At 63.1% G+C, this 21,025-nt stretch carries 28 protein-coding genes and 1 other RNA gene; 13 read left to right on the top strand and 16 right to left on the bottom strand.

The window, feature by feature from the left end:
* Positions 1-85 precede the first annotated feature (85 nt).
* Genes LB524_RS24995 through LB524_RS24985 form a run of 3 tightly spaced genes read left to right on the top strand, consistent with a single transcriptional unit; the run spans position 86 to position 1,136 of the window.
* Positions 86-346: a DUF2312 domain-containing protein gene (locus LB524_RS24995; RefSeq protein WP_015315223.1), complete on the top strand. Its 261-nt coding sequence runs from the start codon at positions 86-88 to the stop codon at positions 344-346.
* A 49-nt stretch (positions 347-395) separates the two neighbouring features.
* Positions 396-836 carry a hypothetical protein gene (locus LB524_RS24990; protein WP_224530946.1) on the top strand — a complete coding sequence of 147 codons (441 nt, stop codon included), beginning with the start codon at positions 396-398 and terminating at the stop codon, positions 834-836.
* Complete coding sequence (locus tag LB524_RS24985) at positions 837-1,136, top strand: hypothetical protein (protein ID WP_224530945.1); 300 nt, start codon at positions 837-839, stop codon at positions 1,134-1,136.
* Between the two features lie 64 nt (positions 1,137-1,200).
* Here the strand turns inward: LB524_RS24985 and msrB are convergent, their stop codons facing one another.
* From msrB to LB524_RS24965, 4 genes are all read right to left on the bottom strand, one after another.
* The gene (gene msrB / locus LB524_RS24980) at positions 1,201-1,605 is read right to left on the bottom strand and encodes a peptide-methionine (R)-S-oxide reductase MsrB (protein WP_140793055.1); all 405 of its coding nucleotides are present in this window, start codon (positions 1,603-1,605) and stop codon (positions 1,201-1,203) included.
* A gap of 104 nt (positions 1,606-1,709) precedes the next feature.
* Complete coding sequence (locus tag LB524_RS24975) at positions 1,710-2,900, bottom strand: vWA domain-containing protein (protein ID WP_224530944.1); 1,191 nt, start codon at positions 2,898-2,900, stop codon at positions 1,710-1,712.
* A gap of 6 nt (positions 2,901-2,906) precedes the next feature.
* Positions 2,907-3,353, bottom strand: coding sequence for a GNAT family N-acetyltransferase (locus LB524_RS24970; RefSeq protein WP_140712555.1), 447 nt, complete (start codon positions 3,351-3,353; stop codon positions 2,907-2,909).
* Between the two features lie 83 nt (positions 3,354-3,436).
* Positions 3,437-4,276, bottom strand: a complete 840-nt coding sequence (locus LB524_RS24965) for an AAA family ATPase (RefSeq protein ID WP_224530943.1) — start codon at positions 4,274-4,276, stop codon at positions 3,437-3,439.
* A gap of 136 nt (positions 4,277-4,412) precedes the next feature.
* Here LB524_RS24965 and ssrS point away from each other — a divergent pair.
* The 4 genes from ssrS (at position 4,413) to LB524_RS24945 (ending at position 6,976) form a co-directional block, all read left to right on the top strand.
* A non-coding RNA gene (ssrS, locus tag LB524_RS24960) (6S RNA) lies at positions 4,413-4,568 on the top strand.
* Between the two features lie 96 nt (positions 4,569-4,664).
* A complete protein-coding gene (locus LB524_RS24955; protein ID WP_224531049.1) occupies positions 4,665-5,252 on the top strand; it encodes a 5-formyltetrahydrofolate cyclo-ligase in 588 nt (195 codons plus the stop codon).
* Between the two features lie 63 nt (positions 5,253-5,315).
* Complete coding sequence (locus tag LB524_RS24950; protein ID WP_015315231.1) at positions 5,316-6,140, top strand: YmdB family metallophosphoesterase; 825 nt, start codon at positions 5,316-5,318, stop codon at positions 6,138-6,140.
* A 68-nt stretch (positions 6,141-6,208) separates the two neighbouring features.
* Positions 6,209-6,976 (top strand): TerC family protein, encoded by a 768-nt coding sequence (locus LB524_RS24945; RefSeq protein WP_140712561.1) that lies wholly within the window; start codon positions 6,209-6,211, stop codon positions 6,974-6,976.
* A gap of 21 nt (positions 6,977-6,997) precedes the next feature.
* Here the strand turns inward: LB524_RS24945 and LB524_RS24940 are convergent, their stop codons facing one another.
* The 3 genes from LB524_RS24940 to LB524_RS24930 are packed head-to-tail and all read right to left on the bottom strand — an operon-like array spanning position 6,998 to position 8,351.
* Positions 6,998-7,465, bottom strand: a complete 468-nt coding sequence (locus LB524_RS24940; RefSeq protein WP_224530941.1) for an SRPBCC family protein — start codon at positions 7,463-7,465, stop codon at positions 6,998-7,000.
* Between the two features lie 24 nt (positions 7,466-7,489).
* Complete coding sequence (locus tag LB524_RS24935) at positions 7,490-7,852, bottom strand: hypothetical protein (protein ID WP_140662616.1); 363 nt, start codon at positions 7,850-7,852, stop codon at positions 7,490-7,492.
* A gap of 16 nt (positions 7,853-7,868) precedes the next feature.
* The gene (locus LB524_RS24930) at positions 7,869-8,351 is read right to left on the bottom strand and encodes an SRPBCC domain-containing protein (RefSeq protein ID WP_224530939.1); all 483 of its coding nucleotides are present in this window, start codon (positions 8,349-8,351) and stop codon (positions 7,869-7,871) included.
* Between the two features lie 51 nt (positions 8,352-8,402).
* On the opposite strand from LB524_RS24930, the gene LB524_RS24925 reads away from it, so the two are divergent.
* The 3 genes from LB524_RS24925 (at position 8,403) to LB524_RS24915 (ending at position 10,033) form a co-directional block, all read left to right on the top strand.
* Positions 8,403-8,726, top strand: a complete 324-nt coding sequence (locus LB524_RS24925) for an ArsR/SmtB family transcription factor (RefSeq protein ID WP_140616621.1) — start codon at positions 8,403-8,405, stop codon at positions 8,724-8,726.
* Between the two features lie 220 nt (positions 8,727-8,946).
* Positions 8,947-9,696 carry a YebC/PmpR family DNA-binding transcriptional regulator gene (locus tag LB524_RS24920; protein WP_015315237.1) on the top strand — a complete coding sequence of 250 codons (750 nt, stop codon included), beginning with the start codon at positions 8,947-8,949 and terminating at the stop codon, positions 9,694-9,696.
* Positions 9,697-9,712: 16 nt separating this feature from the next.
* Positions 9,713-10,033: a SelT/SelW/SelH family protein gene (locus tag LB524_RS24915; RefSeq protein WP_140662620.1), complete on the top strand. Its 321-nt coding sequence runs from the start codon at positions 9,713-9,715 to the stop codon at positions 10,031-10,033.
* A 31-nt stretch (positions 10,034-10,064) separates the two neighbouring features.
* On the opposite strand, the gene LB524_RS24910 is transcribed toward LB524_RS24915, so the two are convergent.
* Positions 10,065-10,541, bottom strand: coding sequence for a DUF1772 domain-containing protein (locus LB524_RS24910; RefSeq protein ID WP_224530937.1), 477 nt, complete (start codon positions 10,539-10,541; stop codon positions 10,065-10,067).
* A 145-nt stretch (positions 10,542-10,686) separates the two neighbouring features.
* Between LB524_RS24910 and LB524_RS24905 the strand changes: the two genes are divergently transcribed.
* A complete protein-coding gene (locus LB524_RS24905) occupies positions 10,687-11,316 on the top strand; it encodes a TetR/AcrR family transcriptional regulator (RefSeq protein ID WP_140616624.1) in 630 nt (209 codons plus the stop codon).
* Between the two features lie 81 nt (positions 11,317-11,397).
* On the opposite strand, the gene rpmE is transcribed toward LB524_RS24905, so the two are convergent.
* Entirely contained in the window at positions 11,398-11,619 is a 222-nt protein-coding gene (gene rpmE, locus LB524_RS24900; RefSeq protein WP_010912060.1) for a 50S ribosomal protein L31, read from the bottom strand.
* A 204-nt stretch (positions 11,620-11,823) separates the two neighbouring features.
* Here rpmE and LB524_RS24895 point away from each other — a divergent pair, with 204 nt between their 5' ends.
* Positions 11,824-13,623, top strand: coding sequence for an ABC transporter transmembrane domain-containing protein (locus LB524_RS24895; protein WP_140822596.1), 1,800 nt, complete (start codon positions 11,824-11,826; stop codon positions 13,621-13,623).
* A 50-nt stretch (positions 13,624-13,673) separates the two neighbouring features.
* Here LB524_RS24895 and LB524_RS24890 read toward each other — a convergent pair whose 3' ends face one another.
* Positions 13,674-15,158: a carboxypeptidase M32 gene (locus LB524_RS24890; RefSeq protein ID WP_224530936.1), complete on the bottom strand. Its 1,485-nt coding sequence runs from the start codon at positions 15,156-15,158 to the stop codon at positions 13,674-13,676.
* Between the two features lie 142 nt (positions 15,159-15,300).
* Here LB524_RS24890 and LB524_RS24885 point away from each other — a divergent pair, with 142 nt between their 5' ends.
* Positions 15,301-15,654, top strand: a complete 354-nt coding sequence (locus tag LB524_RS24885; protein WP_140793044.1) for a DUF1304 domain-containing protein — start codon at positions 15,301-15,303, stop codon at positions 15,652-15,654.
* 104 nt (positions 15,655-15,758) lie between these two features.
* Here the strand turns inward: LB524_RS24885 and LB524_RS24880 are convergent, their stop codons facing one another.
* From LB524_RS24880 to efp, 6 genes are all read right to left on the bottom strand, one after another.
* A complete protein-coding gene (locus LB524_RS24880; protein WP_224530935.1) occupies positions 15,759-16,184 on the bottom strand; it encodes a hypothetical protein in 426 nt (141 codons plus the stop codon).
* A gap of 251 nt (positions 16,185-16,435) precedes the next feature.
* Positions 16,436-17,467: a peptidoglycan -binding protein gene (locus LB524_RS24875; protein WP_109664719.1), complete on the bottom strand. Its 1,032-nt coding sequence runs from the start codon at positions 17,465-17,467 to the stop codon at positions 16,436-16,438.
* 1 nt (position 17,468) lies between these two features.
* Positions 17,469-18,494 carry a MotA/TolQ/ExbB proton channel family protein gene (locus tag LB524_RS24870; RefSeq protein ID WP_041163650.1) on the bottom strand — a complete coding sequence of 342 codons (1,026 nt, stop codon included), beginning with the start codon at positions 18,492-18,494 and terminating at the stop codon, positions 17,469-17,471.
* Between the two features lie 120 nt (positions 18,495-18,614).
* Positions 18,615-19,301 carry a PAQR family membrane homeostasis protein TrhA gene (gene trhA, locus LB524_RS24865; RefSeq protein ID WP_224530934.1) on the bottom strand — a complete coding sequence of 229 codons (687 nt, stop codon included), beginning with the start codon at positions 19,299-19,301 and terminating at the stop codon, positions 18,615-18,617.
* A gap of 136 nt (positions 19,302-19,437) precedes the next feature.
* Positions 19,438-20,238, bottom strand: a complete 801-nt coding sequence (locus LB524_RS24860) for an inositol monophosphatase family protein (protein ID WP_015315248.1) — start codon at positions 20,236-20,238, stop codon at positions 19,438-19,440.
* An 89-nt stretch (positions 20,239-20,327) separates the two neighbouring features.
* A complete protein-coding gene (gene efp, locus LB524_RS24855; RefSeq protein ID WP_015315249.1) occupies positions 20,328-20,894 on the bottom strand; it encodes an elongation factor P in 567 nt (188 codons plus the stop codon).
* Positions 20,895-21,025 lie beyond the last annotated feature (131 nt).

Raw genomic sequence — 21,025 nt, 5'->3', positions numbered from 1 at the left:
CGCCGGCTCCGGTCGGGCATCGAACCGCTGAAATTCGTCGCGGCACGTTCCCCGAGTCGCGGCGCGGAACCGATTTGGAGAAAACATGGCCGACGATATCACCGAGACCAGCCAGACTGTTGCCGCCGGCCAGCTGCGTGCCTTGATCGAGCGCATCGAGCGGCTCGAGGAAGAAAAGAAGACGATCTCCGACGACATCAAGGAAGTCTTCGCCGAAGCCAAGGGCACCGGCTTCGACACCAAGGCAATCCGCACCATCATCCGTCTGCGCAAGAAGGACCAGGCCGAGCGCCAGGAGGAGGACGCCATCCTCGATCTGTACATGGCCGCCCTCGGCATGGTGTAAGACTAACCGGCCGGTGCCCGACGCGGTTGCCGGTGATACGGTTCGAACCATGAGCGAATTCGACTTCGGCGGCCGCCGCGCCTCGGAATTCCGCCATCGCGGCTTCTGGTCGCTGTTTGCCGAACGGCATCCGGAAGAAAGAGCCCGGCTGGCGCGACGCGGACCCTGGTTCTGGCAGCGCGGACTGCCCGATTTCGCTCTGGTACTTTCCATGTATGTCGCGCCGGCGCAGAACCATGTCGGTGTCTTCTTCGGCCGCAACGAGAAGTTCGGCGCCACGCAAAGCTGGTCGCGGCTGAAGCCGTTCCGACCAGCGATCGAAGACAGGCTGAAGCTCAGGCCGGAACAAAGCTGCGAAGGCCTTGGCATCAATTCGATGTGGCGCGTCAACTGCTTTGCCGAGGACAACTGGCCTGCCATGACCGACTGGCTGGTGACGGAATGCTCGCGGGTCGAGTGCGCCGCGACCGAAGTGCTGAGGCAGGGGTAAGTGATCGCGGATTTCTTACGCTCGCGGTGGCTTGGCGAGGTACCGATCGACCGGCTGTTCTGGCGCGACATGATGCTTGTCGGAACCGCGATCAATATAGTGTCGTCCGCCGCGGCGCTGATCCTGCTTGGGCTGAAGATGCCGCTCGGCCTCGTCCTGGCGGTGCATTTCGCACCGGTGCCCTACAGCATCTTCCTGGCTTTGGCGGTCTGGCGCACGGCTGAGAAGGCCGGTGGTGCCAGGGCTTCCCTCTTCATGCTGGGATCAGCGCTCTGGCTGATCGCCACCATCGTCGTCTGACGAAGCTGCCCGCACGAAAAAGGGCGGCCGGAGCCGCCCTTGGCAAGCATTCATGACGCGTTGTTCAGGCGGCCGGCTCGAATTTCAGCGCCACGCCATTGATGCAGTAGCGCAGGCCGGTCGGCGGCGGGCCGTCCTCGAAGACATGGCCGAGATGGCTGCCGCAACGGGCACAATGGCATTCGGTGCGGACCATGCCGTAGCTGCGGTCGACGGTGTTCTCGACCGAGCCCGGCACGGGATCGTTGAAGCTCGGCCAGCCGGTGCCGCTCTCGAATTTCAGCGTGGATTGGAACAGCGGCTGGTCGCAGCCGACGCAGGAAAAAGTACCGGCGCGCTTCTCGTACAGCAGGGCACAGCTTCCCGGCCGCTCGGTGCCATGGTTGCGCATGACGGCGTATTGCTCCGGCGTCAGCCGGGCGCGCCATTCGGCGTCGGTGCGGGTGACGGGGTAAGTGTGGGTGTCCATTTGATCTCCTCAGCCTTGGCGGCTCGTTCTTGGTTGCAACCGGATATTCGCAACAAGATAGGGGTTTGTTACAGACCTGCCCAGTCCCGAGCGCTCCGGACATCTCAATGTTTGCGCGACAATTGCCTCGTGGCGCCCTCCAGTCCGGCCAGTGTCAACGGGAACATGCGGCCGCCGAAGATGTCACGGATTATCGCGATCGAATGAGTAAAGCCCCAGTTCTTTTCGCTCTCGGGGTTAAGCCAAACCGCGTTTGGCCATTGCCGCAGCAGCCGGCCGAGCCAGACGGCTCCTGCCTCGGGGTTCCAGTGTTCCACCGAGCCGCCTGGGTGAGCGATCTCGTATGGGCTCATCGAGGCGTCGCCGACGACGATGACCTTATAGTCGGCGCCATATTTATGAATGAGGTCGAAGGTCGAAATCGTCTCGGCATGGCGGCGGCGATTGTCCTTCCACACGCCTTCGTAGAGGCAGTTGTGGAAATAGAAATATTCGAGCTGTCGGAATTCGGCGCGGGCGGCCGAAAATAGCTCCTCGACGCTTTTGATATGATCGTCCATCGAGCCGCCGACATCGAAGAACATCAGGAGCTTCACCGCGTTGCGACGCTCGGGCCGTGTCTGGACGTCGAGATAGCCGTGCTCGGCGGTGGCGTGGATGGTGCCGGGCAGATCGAATTCTTCCTCTGCGCCGTCGCGCACCCAGCGGCGCAGGCGCTTCAGCGCGATCTTGATGTTGCGGGTGCCGAGTTCGACGGCATCGTCGAAATTCCGGAACTCGCGCTTGTCCCAGACTTTCACCGCGCGACGGTTGCGGCTTTCGTTCTGGCCGATGCGCACGCCTTCGGGGTTGTAGCCATAGGCGCCGAAGGGAGAGGTGCCGCCGGTGCCGATCCATTTCGAACCGCCCTGGTGGCGGCCCTTCTGTTCCTCGAGCCGCTGCTTCAGCGTCTCCATCAGCCTGTCGAAACCGCCCAGCGCCTCGACCAGCTTTTTCTCTTCCTCGGTCAGGTGCTTTTCGGCGAGCCGGCGCAGCCATTCCTCGGGAATATTGGCGACGTCGACCGCATCCGGCCCGCCCAGTGCCTCGACGCCCTTGAAGACATGCGCGAAGACCTGGTCGAAGCGGTCGATATGGCGTTCGTCCTTCACCAAAGCGGCACGGGCGAGATAATAAAAACCCTCGACGTCGTAATCGACCAGCCCGGCGTCCAGCCCCTCCAGCAGAGAGAGGTATTCCCTGAGCGAGACGGGAACGCGCGCTGCCTTCAGCTCAAGGAAGAAGGGGATGAACATGGCCGGTTACAGTAAATCATACTCGATAAAGCCCGTCCTGCGCGCGACATGGTCGTAGAGCTTGCGGGCGGTGGCATTGGTTTCGTGCGTCATCCAGTAGACGTTCTTCACGCCGATTTTGCCGGCCTCCTGCTTCACCGCCTCGATGAGGGCCGCGCCGATGCCCTTTCCGCGCACATCCGGGTCGGCGAACAGATCCTGCAGGTAACAGTTGTTTTTCTCCGACCAGCCGGAGCGGTGGTAGAGATAATGGGTGAGGCCCACGGCCTTGCCGTCCGATGTGGCGATAAAACCCTTCGGCTCGAACTCGCCTTCGGTGAATAACCGCTTCCAGGTGATGGCATAGACCTCTTCCGGCAGCTTGGTTTCGTAGAAGGTCAGATAATCGGTCCACAGGCGGTGCCAGTCGGCGTGGTCGGATTGCGCGAGCGGGCGGACAACGATCTCAGACATTTTTATCTCCTCCGAAGGGTTCTGGCCGAAGCTGACCTTCTCTTTGGCCCGCGGCAACGGTCCACAGCCGGGAAAGCGCTGCCCTATTGCTGTCTTCTCGCCATGAATGCCAGCCGCTCGAACAGATGCACGTCCTGCTCGTTCTTCAACAGGGCGCCATGCAGTTTGGGCAATGCGTTCTTGGGGTCAGCGCGCAAATCCCCCGGCGCGATGTCGTCGGCAACCAGCAGGCGGATCCAGTCGAGCGCCTCGGAGGTCGATGGCTTCTTCTTCAAGCCTGGCACGTCGCGAATTTCATAGAACTGGGTGAGGGCCGCGCGCACCAGGTTCTGCTTGATGCCGGGATAGTGCACGTCGACGATTCTGTGCAGCGTGTCGACGTCGGGGAAGCGGATGTAGTGGAAGAAGCAGCGGCGCAGGAAAGCGTCCGGCAACTCCTTCTCGTTGTTGGAGGTGATGATGACGATCGGGCGAACGGCGGCACGGATGGTCTCGCCGGTCTCGTAGACGAAGAACTCCATCCGATCGAGTTCCTGCAGCAGGTCGTTGGGGAATTCGATGTCGGCCTTGTCGATCTCGTCGATCAGAAGCACGACCTTCTTGTCGGCCGCGAATGCCTCCCAAAGCTTGCCTCGCTTGATGTAGTTCTTGATGTCGTTGAACCTGACATCGCCGAGCTGGCTGTCGCGCAGCCGTGACACCGCATCGTATTCGTAGAGGCCTTGCTGCGCCCGCGTCGTCGATTTGACGTGCCACTCGATCAGGTCGAGGCCGAGTGCCGCCGCCACCTGGCGGGCGAGTTCCGTCTTGCCGGTGCCGGGCTCGCCCTTGACCAGCAAGGGCCGCTCCAGCGCGATCGCCGCGTTGACCGCCACCATCAGATCCTTGTCGGCGACATAGGCCGCCGTGCCTTCGAAACGCATTTTTGCTCCTTGGTTGGTCGTCGCGACCGTAAGGACGCCGCCGCGGCTGTGCAAGGGTTGCGCCGGATGGCGAATAAAGCCGCCGTGACTGCCTGCGTCACTGGCGCTTGAGCCACCAGCGGCCTATATTGGGCAGGACGGTCTGTGCTTCCCGGCAGGAGAACATTTTCCCCGGGGCCTTAACGATCCTTAGGGAGCTGTCCCTGGGAAGACCCGTGGGTTTTCTCACACGGCGCCCACCTACTTTGTAGGTTCCCGGGATCGCTCTCTCCACCGGTTGTGTGGATCGTCACTTGTCGCAACGTATCCACGCATCTTGGTGGATGATGCGGTGGAAAACGTCGCACTTGAGACCCCGCACAGCTCTGACCTTTTCTACCTTGGCCGCATGACCTCTCCCAAAGACTTGAAGAAAAAGCTGCGTCTCGAGGCACTCGCCCGCCGCGACGGTCTCGATGCATTCTGGCGGGTGGAGGCTGCGCTCGAAATGGCGGAGACGGCGCGCGACCATCTGGAGATCGGGCCCGGTCAGATCGTCTCCGGTTTCTGGCCGATGCGCTCGGAGGTCGATGTCAGGCCGCTGATGTTCGCCTTGCGAGAGAAGGGCGCACGGCTCTGCCTGCCTGCCATTCTCGACAAGACCACCATCGTCTTTCGCGAACTGGTTCGCGGCGCGCCGATGGTCGACATGGGCTTTGGCACGGTCGGGCCGCGTGCTGAGGCCGAAGTTCTCGATCCTTCGGTCGTGCTGGTGCCGCTCGCCGCCTTCGACGCGCGCGGTCACCGCATCGGATATGGCGCTGGCTATTACGACCGGGCGATCGCGAAGCTCGTCGACAAGGGGCTCGCGCCCCGGCTGATCGGCATCGCCTTCGACTGCCAAGAAGTTTCGCAAGTTCCAGACGAACCCCATGACGTGGTCATCCCGGAAATACTCACCGAGAGCGGGTTGCGCCGCTTTGCGCCAAAATTGTAGATAGTTCTTTGAAACGCATGATCTTTGCCGAAAAGTCATGCAACTTTTCGGGATCAGGCATAGATGCGACTTCTTTTCCTCGGGGACATGGTCGGCAAGACGGGCCGCACCGCGGTATGGGAACAACTGCCTGGCCTGATCTCCGACTTCAAGCTCGATTTCGTCATCGTCAACGGCGAGAACGCGGCCGGCGGCTTCGGCATCACCGAAGAGATCTTGCGTGAGACGATCGCGGCGGGCTGCGATGTCGTGACCACCGGCAACCATGTTTGGGACCAGCGCGACGCTCTGGCCTTCGCGCCGCGCGAGCAGCGGTTCCTGCGGCCTTCCAATTTCCCCAAAGGCACGCCCGGGCGCGGCTCCGGTGTCTACATCGCCAAAAACGGCGCGCGCGTGCTGGTCGCCAACATTATGGGCCGGGTGTTCATGCACCCGGAACTCGATGATCCCTTCCAGGCCGGCGAACGCGAGCTTGCCGCCTGTCCGCTCGGCGAGCAGGCGGATGCGGTGGTGATCGACTTCCATGCCGAGGCAACCTCGGAAAAAATGTGCTTCGCGCATTTTGTCGATGGCCGCGCCAGTCTCGTCGTCGGCACCCACACGCACCAGCCCACCGCCGACCACCAGATCCTCAATGGCGGCACCGGGTACCTGTCGGATGCCGGCATGTGCGGTGACTATGATTCCTCGCTCGGCATGGACAAGGAAGAACCGCTCAACCGGTTCCTGTCGAAAGTGCCGAAAGGGCGTTTCGAGGCAGCGACGGGACCGGCGACGTTGTGCGGCGTCGGCGTCGATATTTCCGACCGCACGGGGCTGACCGAGAAGATCGCGCCGTTTCGTCGCGGGCCAAGGCTGGAAGAAACGGCTCCGTCCTTCTGGGCGTGACATTGATATAGGGGGTCGCAGTACCTAATTGCCGGCGACACTGCTCTAGATCGTAGGGGACGACCTCCATGCAGCTTATCGAATTCCTGGCGCCGCATTTTCAATTCGTTTCCGACCCGACCGCCTGGGTCGCGCTGCTGACGCTGGTGGTGCTCGAGATCGTGCTCGGCATCGACAACCTGATCTTCATCTCGATCCTCACCAACAAGCTGCCCGTGGAGCAGAGAGCTCGCGCGCGGCGTCTTGGCATCTCGGCGGCGCTGGTCATGCGCCTAGTGCTGCTCGCCACCATTTCCGTCATCGTCCAACTGACGACGCCGGTCTTCACGGCGTTCGGCCACGGCTTCTCCTGGCGCGACCTGATCCTGATCGCCGGTGGTCTGTTCCTGGTGTGGAAGGCGACCAAGGAGATCCACCACACGGTCGATCCCGACGACCATCAGGACACGATGCTGGGCGAAACGCTCAAGATCTCGCTTGCCGGCGCGATCTTCCAGATCCTGCTGCTCGACCTCGTCTTCTCCATCGATTCCATCATCACCGCCGTCGGCATGACCGACGAGATCGCCATCATGTATATCGCGGTCATCGCGGCCGTGACCGTGATGATGCTGGCGGCCGGACCGCTGGCGGACTTCATCGCCAAGAACCCCAGCATCGTCATGCTGGCGCTGGGCTTCCTGCTGATGATCGGCATGACGCTGATCGCCGACGGCATGGGCTATCATGTGCCCAAGGGCTACATCTATGCGGCGATGGGTTTTTCGGCGCTGGTCGAGGGGCTCAACATGCTGGCGCGGCGGCGCAAGAAAGCGAAAACCGGCGACGGCCACTGATACTAGTCGGCTGGGGCGAGCCTAGTGCCCCGGAACACCCTTCGGATGGCGGTCACCCATCAAGCCGAGCGTCAGGCCCTGTTCCAGCCAGGCCTTGGCGCCGGCGAGCACAAGCGCAAAGCCGTCGGTTGAGCCGACCGCTTGTTTCACCTGCTCGTCGCCATTGCCGGCAAAGCCGAAATTGTGGACCTCGAGGAATGTCGCTTCGCCAGGCATTTCGGTGAAGGCCCAGACCACCGTGGTCGGCGGATCGCTCCACGTCATGACGATCTTCTTGTGCCTGACGATCTCGCTGACCTCGACGGTCGTCGAGACCCCATACATGCGCCACTCCCACTGAACCGGTTTGCCGCCATCAAGCCGGCCGCTGCCATGGGTGAACCAGAATTTGGTCGTGATCGCCGGATCGACGACGGCTTCGAAAACCTCAGCGACCGGCCGCCGGATCAGCATGGCGGCTTCGGCCGTCGGTGTCTCACGGATTTCCATGGCGATCTCCTTTCGAACACGCCCTCACCAGGCGTCGGGTTCGCGCACCATATGGATGATGTTGGCCGGATTGGTGATCCAACCACCTCGGAAACCCGCGTCCAAGGGCTCGACGGCATCGCAACGCACAATTCCCGCCTTGGCCAGATGATCCGCGGCGTCCGGAAAATCCCGCGTGAAAAGCTCCAGCCAGATCTCGGCCTGGCTCATCGTCGGCGCCTCGTCGATCCAAAGCCTGTTGGGACCGAACTCGAAACCGATGGCTGGCGCCTTGGCTGTGAACGGCTTGAGGCCGACGACATCGCGGTAGAAGGCGATCGTCGCTTCGTACTGGTGCGATGGCACCTTCATGGCGATGTTGATGCCGCCGGTGATCTTCGCGGTCATGACTGGGCTCCGTTTTTCAAATGTTGTTTTCGCTGGCGGGTTCGCCCTTCATCTCGCTGCGGTAATAGCCGTCGCGCAGATTGATGTCGTATTCGACATAGGCCTTCATGCAGGCCAGCATCTGCGACCAGCCCTCGCAATTCAGGTAGGACTTCTTCAGGCCGACCGCGCCTTCCTGCCAGCCGCTCTCGGCGATGGTGACGAAGGTGCCGCCATCGTCGAGCGGCTCGAAATTCATCTCGATGCGGGTTTTGTAGGCGGGCCTGCCGACGGAGTCGGTGGCATCCCAGCGCAGCACGATGCGGCTGTCCTTGACCACTTCGTCGACCTCGACCGGCACCTTGCCCCACCAGAAGACAGCCGAACCGGCCACCAATGGCGCGCTCGCACCGCCGATGGTGGTGAAATAGCCGCTCAGCTTCTTCGGGTTGACGACCGCGTCGAAGACTTCGGCGACCGGTTTGCCGATGCGCCCTGCAACGCTGAATCCAAGAGACATATCCACAGCTCCTTGCTTGAATGAGGCGACGATATGTTATAGAAACATAACATGTCAAGCCGATCGCAGGACGACAATGTTTTCAAGGCGCTGGCGCATCCGCGCCGGCGCGAAATGCTGGATCGGTTGAAAGACGAGCCAAAGACCACCGGCATGCTGTGCGAAGCCTTTCCCGACATCGACCGCTGCACGGTCATGCTGCATCTCAAGGTGCTGGAGGAGGCGGACCTGATCGTCGCGCGCCGCGACGGACGCGAGCGCTGGAACCATCTCAATGCGTTGCCAATCAAGCAGATTCACGACCGCTGGATCAGCCAGTATGCCGGCCATGCGCTCAGCATCATTGACCGGCTGAAGTCCGATCTGGAAGGGTAGGACAGCCTGCTTGCCGGGCCGCCGCATGCCGAGTGCCCCGGCAACGCGGCGCGGCTGGACGAATTGAGCCGATTTATCTATAAGCCGGCCATTCCGACACAGGGCGCCGTACGTTCACCCGGACGCATCGGGACGCTCTGAAATTGAATTCGAGCCTTTTGCAAAGGCGAGATGACGCATCTCGCGGCAAGACGCTCTAGCCGAACACGACAGGGGTGCCATGGCTGGCCATTCACAGTTCAAGAACATCATGCACCGCAAGGGCCGTCAGGACGCGGTGCGGTCGAAAATGTTTTCCAAGCTGGCGCGCGAAATCACCGTCGCCGCCAAGAGCGGAACGCCGGACCCATCGATGAACCCGCGCCTGCGCCTGGCGATCCAGAACGCCAAGGCGGTGTCGATGCCCAAGGACAACATCCAGCGCGCCATCAACAAGGCCTCGATGGGCGACGCCGAAAACTACGAAGCGGTGCGCTACGAAGGGTATGGGCCTGGTGGCGTCGCCGTGATCGTCGAGGCGCTGACCGACAACCGCAACCGTTCGGCGTCCAATGTGCGCGCCGCCTTCACCAAGGCCGGCGGCGCGCTCGGCGAAACCGGATCGGTGTCGTTCATGTGGGACCGCGCCGGCGAAATCTACTATCCGGCCTCGGCCGGCAGCGCCGACAAGATCATGGATGCGGCGATCGAAGCCGGCGCCGACGATGTCGAATCGGACGAGGAAGGCCACACGATCTATTGCTCCTTCGAGACTCTCGGCGAGGTGTCCAAGGCGCTTGAAACCTCGCTCGGCGAGGCCGAATCGGTCAAGGCGATCTGGAAGCCGCAGAACAATGTCCCGGTCGACGAAGAGCGGGCGCAGTCGCTGATGAAGCTGGTTGCCACGCTCGAGGACGATGACGACGTGCAAAGCGTGTACGCCAACTTCGAAGTCGACGACGAGACGATGGCCAAGCTCAGCGCGGCGTGAGCGAAGGTCGTCCGACATGAGCAAAGCTGAGTTGCCGGCCGTCCGCATCACCTATTGCACGCAGTGCCAGTGGCTGCTGCGTGCCGGCTGGATGGCGCAGGAGCTGCTCTCCACCTTCGGCACCGATCTCGGCGAGGTGACGCTGGTGCCGGGCACCGGCGGCATCTTCACCATCTCCTGCAATGAAGTGCTGGTCTGGGATCGCAAGCGCGACGGCGGCTTTCCGGACGCGGCCAAACTCAAGCAACTGGTCCGCGACGTGATCGATCCGGATCGGGATCTCGGTCACGCCGACCGCAAAGGCCACAAGGGTGACACGCAGAAAAACCCCGCCTGAGCGGAGTTTTTCTGCGTCTCGTTAGACCTCTTCAGAGCAATGCGAAGATAAAGCACGCCATCGCCACGATGGCGGTAATGGTACGGACGTGGTTCCACACCACCCATTGGCTCAGGTGGTTTGCCCACACGGCGGCGCCGTTGCTGCTGGCCGGATCGACGGCGGCGAGCGCATCGTTGAGCGGCACGTTGAAGACCATGGTCACGATAGGGTTGCCGACCAGATAGATCACCGCGCCGGCAAGCAACCAATAGGTGCCCGACTGGCTCCAGCCCAAGAGAGCGGCGGCAATGAGGACGAGGCAGATGAGGCCGGTGCCGAACAGCGCTGTCATGAAGGCCGGGGTGATCACCGTGACGTTGATCGAATTCATCGCGGCGATGCCCGCCGGGACGGGCAGCCGGGCAAGGGCCGCCATGACGAAGTTGGAAAAGGCGAAGAATACGCCACCGACGACGCCCGCGCCGATCGCGGCAATGAAGGTGAGGGTTGGAAGAAGCTTGATCATCTCAGTTGCTCCAGACGCCGGTTGCGGCGGTTTGCTCTCTAAAAATATGAGCATTCCTCACATTTGCAAAACGTGATAAATCCTCGTATTTTGTAAGTCAAGTCGTTCCCGGCGATTTTGCCGGGCGCGTTTGTTGGAGACGGTCATGGAAGGCACGCAAACCAATGAGCGGATCGGTTCGCCGCGCCGAGCGCCAAGCCAGCAGCGCAGCCGCGAGCGGGTCGAGCGCATGCTGGCCGCCGCCTCGGCGCTGATTGCCGAACAAGGCAGCGACGCCATGCGCATGGGCGAGGTGGCGGAGCGGGCTGGGGTGTCGATCGGCTCGCTCTACCAGTTCTTTCCGGACAAGAGGGCGATCGTCTGGGCGCTGGCCGAACGCTACACAGCGGAAAGCCAGGCTTGTATCTCGGCGGCACTCAGGGATGTCAGCGACGCCAAAGGCCTGCGGCAGGCTTTCTCGGAGCTGGTCGATATTTACTACGAGCTGTTCCTGGCCGAGCCGGTGATGCGCGACATTTGGTCGGGCACGCAGGCCGACAAGGCGCTGCGCCAGCTCGAACTCGCCGACAGCCGCGCGAACGCGGAATTTCTGATCGCGGTCCTCAAACGCCTTCGGCCCGATGCCGATCCGGTGGCGCTCGACACGACGGCATTCTTGGTGTGGCAGATGGGCGAGGCGGCCATGCGGCTGGCGATCTCGGTCGACAGGCAGGAGGGCGACAGGCTGGTCGCGGCCTACAAGCGCATGGCACTCAGGGAATTGCTGGCCGAATAGGGCCGAAGACCCAGCCTTCGGCCAAGCAACAAAAAACCCGCCACAAGGGCGGGCTCTTGATCCGCGAAAAAGCTCTTCGCCTTAGAGGCCGAAACCTTCGAAACGCTTCTTGAACTTCGACAGGCGGCCGCCGCGGTCGAGCAGGGTCTGCTGGCCGCCGGTCCAGGCCGGGTGGGTGGTCGGGTCGATATCGAGGTTCATCGTATCGCCTTCCTTGCCCCAGGTCGAACGGGTCGTGTATTCGGTGCCGTCGGTCATGACGACCTTGATGGTGTGGTAGTCGGGATGGATTGCGCTCTTCATGGCTCTGTTCCTGGCTTGCCGGCGCGGCGGACGGGCATAAGCCTGCGTCGATGCGCCTCTTTTTAAAACTCGAAGCCGCAGCTATTGAGGAGCCACGGCTTCTAAAACGGTCGGCGTGCCTATACATCAGCCGGAATTGAATCACAAGGCCGCGGCAAGCGCATATTGAGGCGCATAGGCTGAAGTGGCTAGAGGAACACCGAGATGGCGCAATCAAGCAGCGCAGACGAGCGCCGACGCTCGCTCAAGCCGCTCAGGCGCCTGTTTCCGTATATCGCCGGATATCGCACGCTGGTCATCGGCGCCCTTATTTCACTGGCCATCGCCGCGGCAACGACATTGGCACTGCCGCTGGCCGTCCGGCGCATGATCGACCACGGTTTCTCGTCGGCCAGCACCACCTTCATCGCTGAATATTTCGGCGCCCTCGTGGCGATGGCCGCCGTGCTGGCCGCGGCGTCGGCCGGCCGTTACTATTTCGTCATCACGCTCGGCGAGCGCGTCGTCGCCGACATCAGGCGCGATGTCTTTGCCCATGTGACGACGCTGTCGCCTGCCTTCTTCGACACCGCCCAGTCGGGGGAAATCGTGTCACGGCTCGCCGCCGACACCACGCAGGTCAAGTCGGCGGTAGGCGCCACCGCTTCGGTGGCGCTGCGCAATGTCATCCTCGGCCTCGGCGCGGTGGGCATGATGGTCGTCACCAGCCCGAAACTCTCCGGCCTGGTCATCGGGGCGATCCCCGTGATCGTGCTGCCGCTGGTCGCCTTCGGCCGCTCGGTGCGGCGCAAGTCAAGGCAGGCCCAGGACACGCTTGCCGACGCGACGGCCTATGCCAGCGAGCAGATCGGCGCGGTGCGCACGCTGCAGGCCTTCACCAATGAGAGACTGGTCACCGGACGATTCTCGGGCGCGGTGGAAGCGGCCTTCGAGGCAGCGCGCGCTTCGATCTTCGCGCGCTCCTTCCTCACCTTCTTTGCCATCTTCACCATTTTCTCCTCGGTCGTGGCGGTGCTGTGGTTCGGCTCGCGCGACGTGCTCGACGGCACGATATCGCCTGGCACGCTTGGCCAATTCCTCCTCTATTCGGTGTTCGCCGCTGGCGCGCTCGGCGCGCTGTCGGAAGTCTGGGGCGAACTCGCGCAAGCCGCAGGTGCCGCCGAACGGCTGACCGAGATTCTGGCCGAGACGCCGGCGATCCAGGCGCCGGCCGATCCGAAGCCGCTGCCGGCGGTTGCCAAGGGCGCGATCGTCTTCGAGAATGTGTCCTTCTCCTATCCGGCGAGGCCCGATCGCGCCGCCGTCCACGGCCTGAGTTTTCAAGTCATGCCCGGCGAGACGGTCGCCATCGTCGGCCCCTCGGGTGCCGGCAAGAGCACGGTGTTCTCGCTGATCCTGCGCTTCTACGATCCGGAAACCGGCAAGATCCTGATCGATGGCGTCGATGTGCGCGAGGCCGATCCCGTCGTGGTCAGGCAGCGCATCGCCATCGTCCCGCAGGACGTCACCATCTTCGCGGCGAGCGCGCGCGACAATATCGGCTTCGGCCGGCCAGGCGCCAGCGAGGCCGAGATCGAGGCCGCGGCCAGGGACGCACTGGCCGACGAGTTTATCCTCAGGCTCGAGAACGGCTATGACAGCCAGGTCGGCGAGCGTGGCGTGACGCTGTCCGGCGGCCAGCGCCAGCGTGTGGCGATCGCACGTGCCATCCTGCGCGACGCGCCGATCCTGCTGCTCGACGAGGCGACCTCGGCCCTCGACGCCGAAAGCGAGACACTGGTGCAGACCGCGCTCGAGCGGCTGATGCGGGGGCGCACCACCATCGTCATCGCCCACCGGCTGGCGACGGTGCTGAAGGCCAACAGGATCCTGGTCATGGATGGCGGCCGCATCGTCGAGGAAGGCACGCATCAGAGCCTGGTCGCCAAGGGTGGCATCTATGCACGGCTCGCCAAGCTGCAGTTCGAGACCGGCGCCAGCGCCTTCAGGGGCGCGGCGGAGTAGCAGGTTCAGTTCGCCTCGGCGCAACGAAAATTGTCGTCTCAGGCGGCATCTCAGCCGCCGTAGCGCTGCCTCAAATGGTTGACGAAGTACGTGGCGTTGAGCTTCTCGCCGGTGGCGCGCTCAAGCAGGTCCGGCGTCGACCAGCGCGACCCCTGCGACCAGATTTTCTCGCGGCGCCAATCGTTGATCGCCTCGAAATTCCCCTTTGCAAGATCTTCGTCGGCTGAAGGATGCTCGCGCGTCAGCGCGGCCCATTGCTGCGCCGCCATCATCGCGCCCAGCGTATAGGACGGGAAATAACCGAAGGCGGCACCCGGCCAATGGACGTCCTGCATCGGCCCGTCGGCGGGGTTGTCGATGGTCGAGAGACCAAGATAGTCGCGCATCCTGGCATCCCAGGCTTCGGGCAAATCAGCCACTTCGAGGCTGCCCGAAACAAGCTCCTGCTCCAGTTCGTAGCGAAGGATGACGTGCAAGGGATAGGTCACCTCGTCGGCGTCGACGCGGATCAGGCCACGTTCGACACGATGCACATGCGGCAGGATATCGTCGAGCGACCAGGCTTCGCCGAGATGCTTCTCCACCACCGGCAGCGCCCAGCGCCAGAAGGCAGGATTGCGGCCGATCTGCTTTTCGACGAACAGGCTCTGGCTCTCATGCACGGCCATGCCGCGGGCCTTGCCGAGCGGCCAGTGCGCCCACGCCTTGGGCAAGTTCTGTTCGTAGAGCGCATGACCGGTCTCGTGCAGCACGCCCATCAGCGCCGACAGGAAATCCGAGGTCTTGTAGCGCGTGGTGATGCGCACGTCGCTGGGCACGCCGCCGCAGAACGGATGGTGCGATACCGACAGTGAGCCGTGCGTCAGGTCGAAGCCGACCGCCGCCATCATGGCAAGGCCGAGTTCGCGCTGCCGGTCGATGGCATAGGTACCCGAAAGCGGCTTCAGCGGATGCTTGCGCAGCCGCGCTTCCTGGATCGCCAGCGCCTCCGGCACGAAGCCCTTGAGGAAGGCCTTGAGGTCGACGAAGACGGGCGTGATGTCGGCCGTGCGATTGCCGGGATCGTATTGTTCCATCAGCGCGTCATAGGGGGCAAGGCCGAGCACGTCGGAGCGCAGGGCGGCCTCGTCGCGCACCAGCGCCACCACGCCTTCAAGCGCCGGCTGAAAACCCGCCCAATCGTTCTTGGCGCGCAGGGCGCGCCACAATTGCTCGCAGCGCATGCGCGCCGTCGTCTGGCGCTCGACGAATTCGACCGGCAGGCAGGTCAGGTTGGTGTATTGCCGCCGCAGCTCGGCGAGAGCCGCCCGCTGCTCATCGTCCAATGCCTCGCCTTCGGCCGCGGCGATCCAGTCCGATATTTCCGGCGCGGTCGCCCTGGTGTGATACATGCCGGCAAGGGCCGCCATCGCCTCGGCGCGCTTCTCGCCACCACCGACGGCCATGTGGGTCGCCTCATCGGCGCCGAGGATGGCCAGCGCATGCTCAAGCGCTTCGAGCTTGTGGCCGAGATCGTCGAGTTTGTGAAAGGACATGGCGGCTTCCGTGGTTGAGGACGGGGCGAAAAGACACCAACGCAAAAGCATTGGCAACCCTCGGATGCCATCCGGCAGATGCAGCTTGCGCAAGCGAGGTTGGGCATGAAATGCTGCCGGCGACGGATGAAGGGGGAGCAGAATGATCGGCAACATCCTGGTCGGGCTGGTGGCCTTGATCCATGTCTACATCGTCTATCTCGAGATGGTGCTTTGGGACACGCCGCGCGGGCACAAGACATTCCGCCTGACGCCGGAATTCGCCGGCGCCTCCAAAGTGCTCGCCGCCAATCAGGGTCTCTATAACGGCTTTCTCGCCGCCGGCCTGATCTGGGGGCTTTACCTCGGCGCCGCCGGTTTCCAGGTCAAGGTCTTCTTCCTGTTGTGCGTGGCCATTGCCGGTCTCTATGGCGCGGCGACGGTCGGCCGCAAGATCCTGTACATCCAGACCGTGCCGGCGGTGGTCGCCCTGGTCGCGGTCTGGCTCGGTTGGTAGGCAAGATGGGCTGGTAAGGAAAGAAAAAGGACGCCAGCGGGATTGGGGTCCCGAAGGCGTCAATGGGTCCCTTCCTCCAGGACGTTTGCAGGCCGGAATAGCCCTCAGCCGTTCGGATAGTTCCCGCCGTCGGCACCATCACCCATCAGGAAACCGCTGCCGGTGTCGACCATCAGACGTTGATCCACATTGTCGAGCCGGCGCAGCAGGTCATGGTATTGCGCGGCCGGGATCCTGCCGTGATCCGACGCGGCTATCCTCTCGGCGACCTGACTGATGCGGGCGGTGCGCATTTCCAGGCGCTCCGCGACGGCCGGGGTGATGTGGTTGGCTTGCCTGGCGTCGACGATGCCCTGATGAACACCCTGAACCTGCTCTACGAGCGCCTCGACACGAGGACCTGCCATGTCGGTGGGGGTGGTCGCATCGAGAGCACCCTTGTGGTGGCCCGCGGCATAGGCGCCGGCGAGCGGGACGGCAATGAGAATTGCGGCAAGCGTTGCAGTCTTGAGAGATGCTGATGAGCGCATGGTGCGCTTCCTCCTGCTTGGAAGGGAGAGCGGCCGCGCCGCCTCGCCTTCGGACCATTTTGGGTCGTCCAGTCCCGTCGCGTCGCGATGGGAGGCATCGCCGGCGGTTCTCGGCCCTGCGCAGCAAGCTAGGAGCGCTTCGGCGCCAAGTGTAATTAAAAAAAGATAATCTTTTCAGGCCTTGCCGGCCGATGCCTGCGCCCTAGAGTTGAGCCGGCGGACAATTTCGCGTGAGTTCGCGTGATCATGGATCAACGTTCGGTGAGCTTCAGTTCAATGCGGCGGTTCTTGTTGCGCGCCTCTTCGGTGTCGGCGGGATCGAGCGGCTGGAATTCCCCGAAGCCGGCGGCGACGAGCCGGTTGGCCGGCACGCCATTTTCGATCAGGAACTTGACCACTGAGGTCGAGCGCGCCGTCGACAGTTCCCAATTGTCACGATAACGGCCTGTGCCGGACAGCGGCTTGTTGTCGGTGTGGCCGTCCACGCGCAGCACCCAGTTGATCTCCGGCGGGATCTCTTTCTGCAGTTCGATGATGGCGTCGGCGAGCTTCTTCATCTCGACCTTGCCGGCATCGTTGATCACTTCGGATCCTGTCGGGAACAGAACCTCCGACTGGAACACGAAGCGGTCGCCGACGATGCGGATGTTCTCGCGATCGGCCAGGATTTCGCGCAGACGTCCGAAGAAATCGGAGCGGTAGCGGTTCAGTTCCTGCACACGCTGCGCGAGCGCCACGTTCAGGCGACGGCCGAGATCGGCGATCTTGGTGTTGGAATCGCGGTCGCGCGTTTCGGAGACGTTGAGGGCATCCTCGAGCGCGCCGATCTGCTTGCGCAATGCCGCGATCTGCTGGTTGAGGATCTCGACCTGGCTCAGCGCCTGCTGGCTGATCTGGCGCTGGCTGTCCAGTTCGCCGCCCAGCGCCGCGGCTCGCTGGTTGGCGGCGTCGCCGGCACCCGCACCTTGCGCCAGCAACTGTTCGAGCCTGCTCTTCTCCGCCTCCGCCGCCGACAGCGACGCCTGCAGGTTGGCCAGCGAATCGTCCTTGTCCTGTGCCGTCGAGCGCTCCAGCGCCAGAAGCTGGGTCAGTTCGTTGATCTGCGAATTGAGGCGCGACAGCGCCGTATCCTTGCCGGAGATTTCGCGCCCGAGCAGGAACTGCGCCAACACGAAGACGGTGAGCAGGAACATGATGGCGAGCAACAGCGTCGAAAGCGCGTCGACGAAGCCCGGCCAATAGTCGATGCGGCGATCGGTACGCCGGCCCCTGGCAAGCGCCATGCTAGTGCACCCCGGGCTTCTTCAGCGCGTCGGCGATCTTTTCCAGCGTGTTGCGCATCGCCTTTTGTTCGTCCGACTGGGCTTCGACCCAGTCGCGCATGATCTGCTGTTCGGAGCGCATGTTCTTGACCAAGCCGGAAATGCCATCGGCGAGATTGGCCATGGCGGTGGCGACGCGCGGGTTGGAGCCGCCGCCATTTTCCTGCATGCTGCGCAGCCGCTCCGAGAGGACGCGGATCTCGTCGGAAGAGTCGGCCTTGGCCGGGTCGGAAACGACGATGTCGGACGACAGATCCGTGACCGAGGACAGCCAGTTCTCGAGCTCGGTGTAGAAACGTGTCTGGGCGCGGCCGGCCTGCAAGTCGAGGAAGCCGAGCACGAGCGAGCCGGAGAGGCCGAACAGCGAGGACGAGAAGGCCGTGCCCATGCCGGCCAGCGGCGCCGACAAGCCCTGTTTCAGCGAATCGAGCACCGCGGCGGCGTCACCCGTGCCGGGATCGAGCGATTCGATGGTCTCGCGGATCGAGCCGATCGTATTCAGCAGGCCCCAGAAAGTGCCAAGCAGGCCGAGGAACACCAAAAGGCCCACAAGGTAGCGCGAGGTGTCGCGGCTTTCGTCGAGGCGGGTGGCGATGGAATCGAGCATTGTGCGCATCGATGAGGTCGAAAAGGCCATGGACGAGGAACGGCCGATCATCGCCTTCATCGGCGCCAGCAGCACCGGTTCGGTGGTTTCGGAGCCGGCTCGGAAAGAGTTGACCCAGCGGACCTCGCGAAACAGCCGCCCGACCTGCGTGAAGGCCAGCAGGATACCGACGACGAGCACGCCGACGATCAGGCCGTTGAGGCCGGGGTTGGTGACGAAAGCGGTGGTGACCTGGCGGGTCAGGATGGCGGCGATGAAAGCGACGATGGCCAGGAAGATGACCATGGTCAGCAGGAAGACCTGCGGACTGGACAGTTTATGCGGGTCGTAGATCAGCACGTCGGAGCGCCTGCCCATGCCGAAGGATCTGAGAAAAGCCATCCGTGCCCCGTTTCCGATGCCGCTGCCGCCGATCACGTAGTTGGCAACTCTAAACGGAATTATGACCAAATTGAATGGTGCTTGGCAATATTGCCACAGGCGGCCTTTGGAGCCGACGCATCAGAGGCGGTTGATGACGAGGCAGTCGACCATGGCCGCCAAATGCAGGCCAGCGCCGGTGACGACGAAGCCGTGCCACAGTGCGTTGTGGAAGCGCAGCGCCTTCCAGGCGAAGAAAATCACGCCGCAGGAATAGACGACGCCACCGGCGACGATGAGCACGATCGACGTGCTCGGCAGCGTCTCGACGAGCGGCTTGAAGAGAACGATGCCGCTCCAGCCGATGGCGAGATAGAAGACGATCGCCAGCCTGTCGAAACGGCCGGGGAAAAACACCTTGATGGCAATGCCCGTTGCGGCCGCGGCCCAGACCAGGACGATCATCCAGCGCGCCAGCGCAGAGTTTCCCAACTGGGCGAGAAAGGGTGTGTAGGTGGCGGCGATCAAGAGATAGATAGCGGCATGATCGAAGCGCCGCAGGATCCATTTCGCGGGCGAGGTCACCGGCCACAGATTGTAGGTCAGCGACACCGAGAGCACGGTGAGCAGCGACACGACATAGAAGGCGGCGGCGATATATTCGCCGGGCCCGACCCGGAAGGCGGCGAGCGCCAGCAGCGCCGAACCGGCCGCGATCGCCAGTACGATCCCGACAGCATGGACGATCCCGTCGGCGATCATCTCGGCGCGCGAATAGTGCCAGCGTCCGATGAACGGAATCTCGATCTGTGGCGGGGTGTCGGTCATCTATCGTCCTGCATCACCCCATATCTGGGCAACCGACGGACAGTATTTCAAGCTTTGTTTGCGGTTTTACGACTGCGCGCTTTGCCTTGACCGCAATTCTGGATGCAAAACCGCGAACATTTTTTCCGGAATTGCTTCAGCGCGGCGGGAGCGGCTTTTTCACCGTCTTCAGCAATGCGCGCTGGATGATCTCGTTGCCGGCGACAACCGTGCCGGTGTCCAGCATGTCCTGTCCGCCATCCATGTCGGAGGCGAAGCCGCCCGCTTCCCGGATCAAGAGCAGGCCGGCGGCCATGTCCCAGGCCGACAGGCCCACTTCCCAGAAGCCGTCCATGCGGCCGGCGGCGACATAAGCAAGATCGAGCGAGGCGGAGCCCATGCGGCGGACGCCGGAGACCTCGGCCATGACGTTGCGCAGTTCGACCAGGAAATTGCCATGATGGCCGCGGCCGAGATGCGGCACGCCGCAGCCGATCACCGTGTCGACAAGCTTGGTGCGGCCGGCAACGCGCAGGCGGCGATCATTCATGAAGGCGCCGCCGCCGCGCTCGGTGGTGTAGAGCTCGTCCATGGCGGGATTGTAGACGACGCCCGCCACGATCTGGCCCTGGCGCTCCAGTGCGATCGAGACGGCGAAAAGCGGGATGCCGTGCAGGAAATTGGTGGTGCCGTCGAGCGGGTCGACGATCCAGCGGTGCTGGCTGTCATCGCCGGCGACGGCGCCGCGCTCTTCCATCAGGAAGCCGTAGCCAGGACGTGCCTTCGACAGTTCGGCGAAAACGATGTCCTCGGCCTTGCGGTCGGCCTGGCTGACATAGTCGCCGGGGCCCTTCATCGAGACTTGCAGGTTCTGGACCTCGCCGAAGTCGCGCGACAGCGAGCGGCCGGCCTTCATTGCGGCCTGGACCATGACGTTGAGGAGGGCTGAGCGTGCCATAGTGCTTCTTCCTGGTGCGGCGCTTTAAATTCTGTCTCGATGCGTGCCGGCGACCCAAACCGGGGCCGCTTCCGGGCGACATGCATGCATCAGTCGGCGCGGCGCACGTAAGTGATTTCGTTGGTGTCGACGATGATGCGTTCGCCGGCACCGATGAAGGGTGGCACCAGCACGCGAATGCCATTTTCCAGCACCGCCGGCTTGTAGGAGGATGCCGCCGTCTGGCCCCTCACCACGGGATCCGCCTCGGTGATGGTCAGCGTCACGTAATCGGGCAGCGAAATGCCGATCGGCCGCTCCTCGTAGAGCTGAACCGTCACCATCATGCCGTCCTGCAGGAACGCGGCACGGTCGCCGACGAAATCCTTGTTCAGTTCGAGCTGCTCATAGCTTTGGGTGTCCATGAACACCAGCGCGTCGTCCTGCTCGTAGAGGAAGGAAAAGTCCTTCAGGTCTAGCCGGATCTGCTCGACCGTTTCGGCCGAACGGAAGCGCTCGTTGAGCTTGGTGCCGTTGATGAGGTTCTTCAGCTCAACCTGGTTGTAGGCGCCGCCCTTGCCGGGCTTGACGGTGTTGGTCCTGACCGCCACCCAGAGGCCGCCATCGTGTTCGATGACGTAGCCGGGGCGGATTTCGTTGCCATTGATCTTGGCCATGGTGATGGGATCCGGGATGCTGCCAACGGCCGGGCCATTGGTATGGGATGTTCGCCGTGACAGGCGATTTAAGGCTCCAAGACCACAAATCGCCCGGAGAGGCAAGGGAGGGCGGGTTGCGGCTGAGCAAC

This window comes from Mesorhizobium sp. ESP6-5 (assembly GCF_020164695.1).
Taxonomy (GTDB): Bacteria; Pseudomonadota; Alphaproteobacteria; order Rhizobiales; family Rhizobiaceae; genus Mesorhizobium; species Mesorhizobium australicum.
The sequence above is the reverse complement of the archived record's forward strand: the minus strand, read 5'-3'. Positions and strand labels throughout refer to the sequence as shown.

Excerpts from the sequence above, each read along its gene's own strand:
- LB524_RS24995 (WP_015315223.1), top strand. The coding sequence starts at position 86 with ATGGCCGACGATATCACCGAGACCAGCCAGACTGTTGCCGCCGGCCAG.
- LB524_RS24990 (WP_224530946.1), top strand. The coding sequence starts at position 396 with ATGAGCGAATTCGACTTCGGCGGCCGCCGCGCCTCGGAATTCCGCCAT.
- msrB (WP_140793055.1), bottom strand. The coding sequence starts at position 1,605 with ATGGACACCCACACTTACCCCGTCACCCGCACCGACGCCGAATGGCGC.
- LB524_RS24975 (WP_224530944.1), bottom strand. The coding sequence starts at position 2,900 with ATGTTCATCCCCTTCTTCCTTGAGCTGAAGGCAGCGCGCGTTCCCGTC.
- LB524_RS24970 (WP_140712555.1), bottom strand. The coding sequence starts at position 3,353 with ATGTCTGAGATCGTTGTCCGCCCGCTCGCGCAATCCGACCACGCCGAC.
- LB524_RS24965 (WP_224530943.1), bottom strand. The coding sequence starts at position 4,276 with ATGCGTTTCGAAGGCACGGCGGCCTATGTCGCCGACAAGGATCTGATG.
- LB524_RS24955 (WP_224531049.1), top strand. The coding sequence starts at position 4,665 with ATGACCTCTCCCAAAGACTTGAAGAAAAAGCTGCGTCTCGAGGCACTC.
- LB524_RS24950 (WP_015315231.1), top strand. The coding sequence starts at position 5,316 with ATGCGACTTCTTTTCCTCGGGGACATGGTCGGCAAGACGGGCCGCACC.
- LB524_RS24945 (WP_140712561.1), top strand. The coding sequence starts at position 6,209 with ATGCAGCTTATCGAATTCCTGGCGCCGCATTTTCAATTCGTTTCCGAC.
- LB524_RS24940 (WP_224530941.1), bottom strand. The coding sequence starts at position 7,465 with ATGGAAATCCGTGAGACACCGACGGCCGAAGCCGCCATGCTGATCCGG.
- LB524_RS24935 (WP_140662616.1), bottom strand. The coding sequence starts at position 7,852 with ATGACCGCGAAGATCACCGGCGGCATCAACATCGCCATGAAGGTGCCA.
- LB524_RS24930 (WP_224530939.1), bottom strand. The coding sequence starts at position 8,351 with ATGTCTCTTGGATTCAGCGTTGCAGGGCGCATCGGCAAACCGGTCGCC.
- LB524_RS24925 (WP_140616621.1), top strand. The coding sequence starts at position 8,403 with ATGTCAAGCCGATCGCAGGACGACAATGTTTTCAAGGCGCTGGCGCAT.
- LB524_RS24920 (WP_015315237.1), top strand. The coding sequence starts at position 8,947 with ATGGCTGGCCATTCACAGTTCAAGAACATCATGCACCGCAAGGGCCGT.
- LB524_RS24915 (WP_140662620.1), top strand. The coding sequence starts at position 9,713 with ATGAGCAAAGCTGAGTTGCCGGCCGTCCGCATCACCTATTGCACGCAG.
- LB524_RS24910 (WP_224530937.1), bottom strand. The coding sequence starts at position 10,541 with ATGATCAAGCTTCTTCCAACCCTCACCTTCATTGCCGCGATCGGCGCG.
- LB524_RS24905 (WP_140616624.1), top strand. The coding sequence starts at position 10,687 with ATGGAAGGCACGCAAACCAATGAGCGGATCGGTTCGCCGCGCCGAGCG.
- rpmE (WP_010912060.1), bottom strand. The coding sequence starts at position 11,619 with ATGAAGAGCGCAATCCATCCCGACTACCACACCATCAAGGTCGTCATG.
- LB524_RS24895 (WP_140822596.1), top strand. The coding sequence starts at position 11,824 with ATGGCGCAATCAAGCAGCGCAGACGAGCGCCGACGCTCGCTCAAGCCG.
- LB524_RS24890 (WP_224530936.1), bottom strand. The coding sequence starts at position 15,158 with ATGTCCTTTCACAAACTCGACGATCTCGGCCACAAGCTCGAAGCGCTT.
- LB524_RS24885 (WP_140793044.1), top strand. The coding sequence starts at position 15,301 with ATGATCGGCAACATCCTGGTCGGGCTGGTGGCCTTGATCCATGTCTAC.
- LB524_RS24880 (WP_224530935.1), bottom strand. The coding sequence starts at position 16,184 with ATGCGCTCATCAGCATCTCTCAAGACTGCAACGCTTGCCGCAATTCTC.
- LB524_RS24875 (WP_109664719.1), bottom strand. The coding sequence starts at position 17,467 with ATGGCGCTTGCCAGGGGCCGGCGTACCGATCGCCGCATCGACTATTGG.
- LB524_RS24870 (WP_041163650.1), bottom strand. The coding sequence starts at position 18,494 with ATGGCTTTTCTCAGATCCTTCGGCATGGGCAGGCGCTCCGACGTGCTG.
- trhA (WP_224530934.1), bottom strand. The coding sequence starts at position 19,301 with ATGACCGACACCCCGCCACAGATCGAGATTCCGTTCATCGGACGCTGG.
- LB524_RS24860 (WP_015315248.1), bottom strand. The coding sequence starts at position 20,238 with ATGGCACGCTCAGCCCTCCTCAACGTCATGGTCCAGGCCGCAATGAAG.
- efp (WP_015315249.1), bottom strand. The coding sequence starts at position 20,894 with ATGGCCAAGATCAATGGCAACGAAATCCGCCCCGGCTACGTCATCGAA.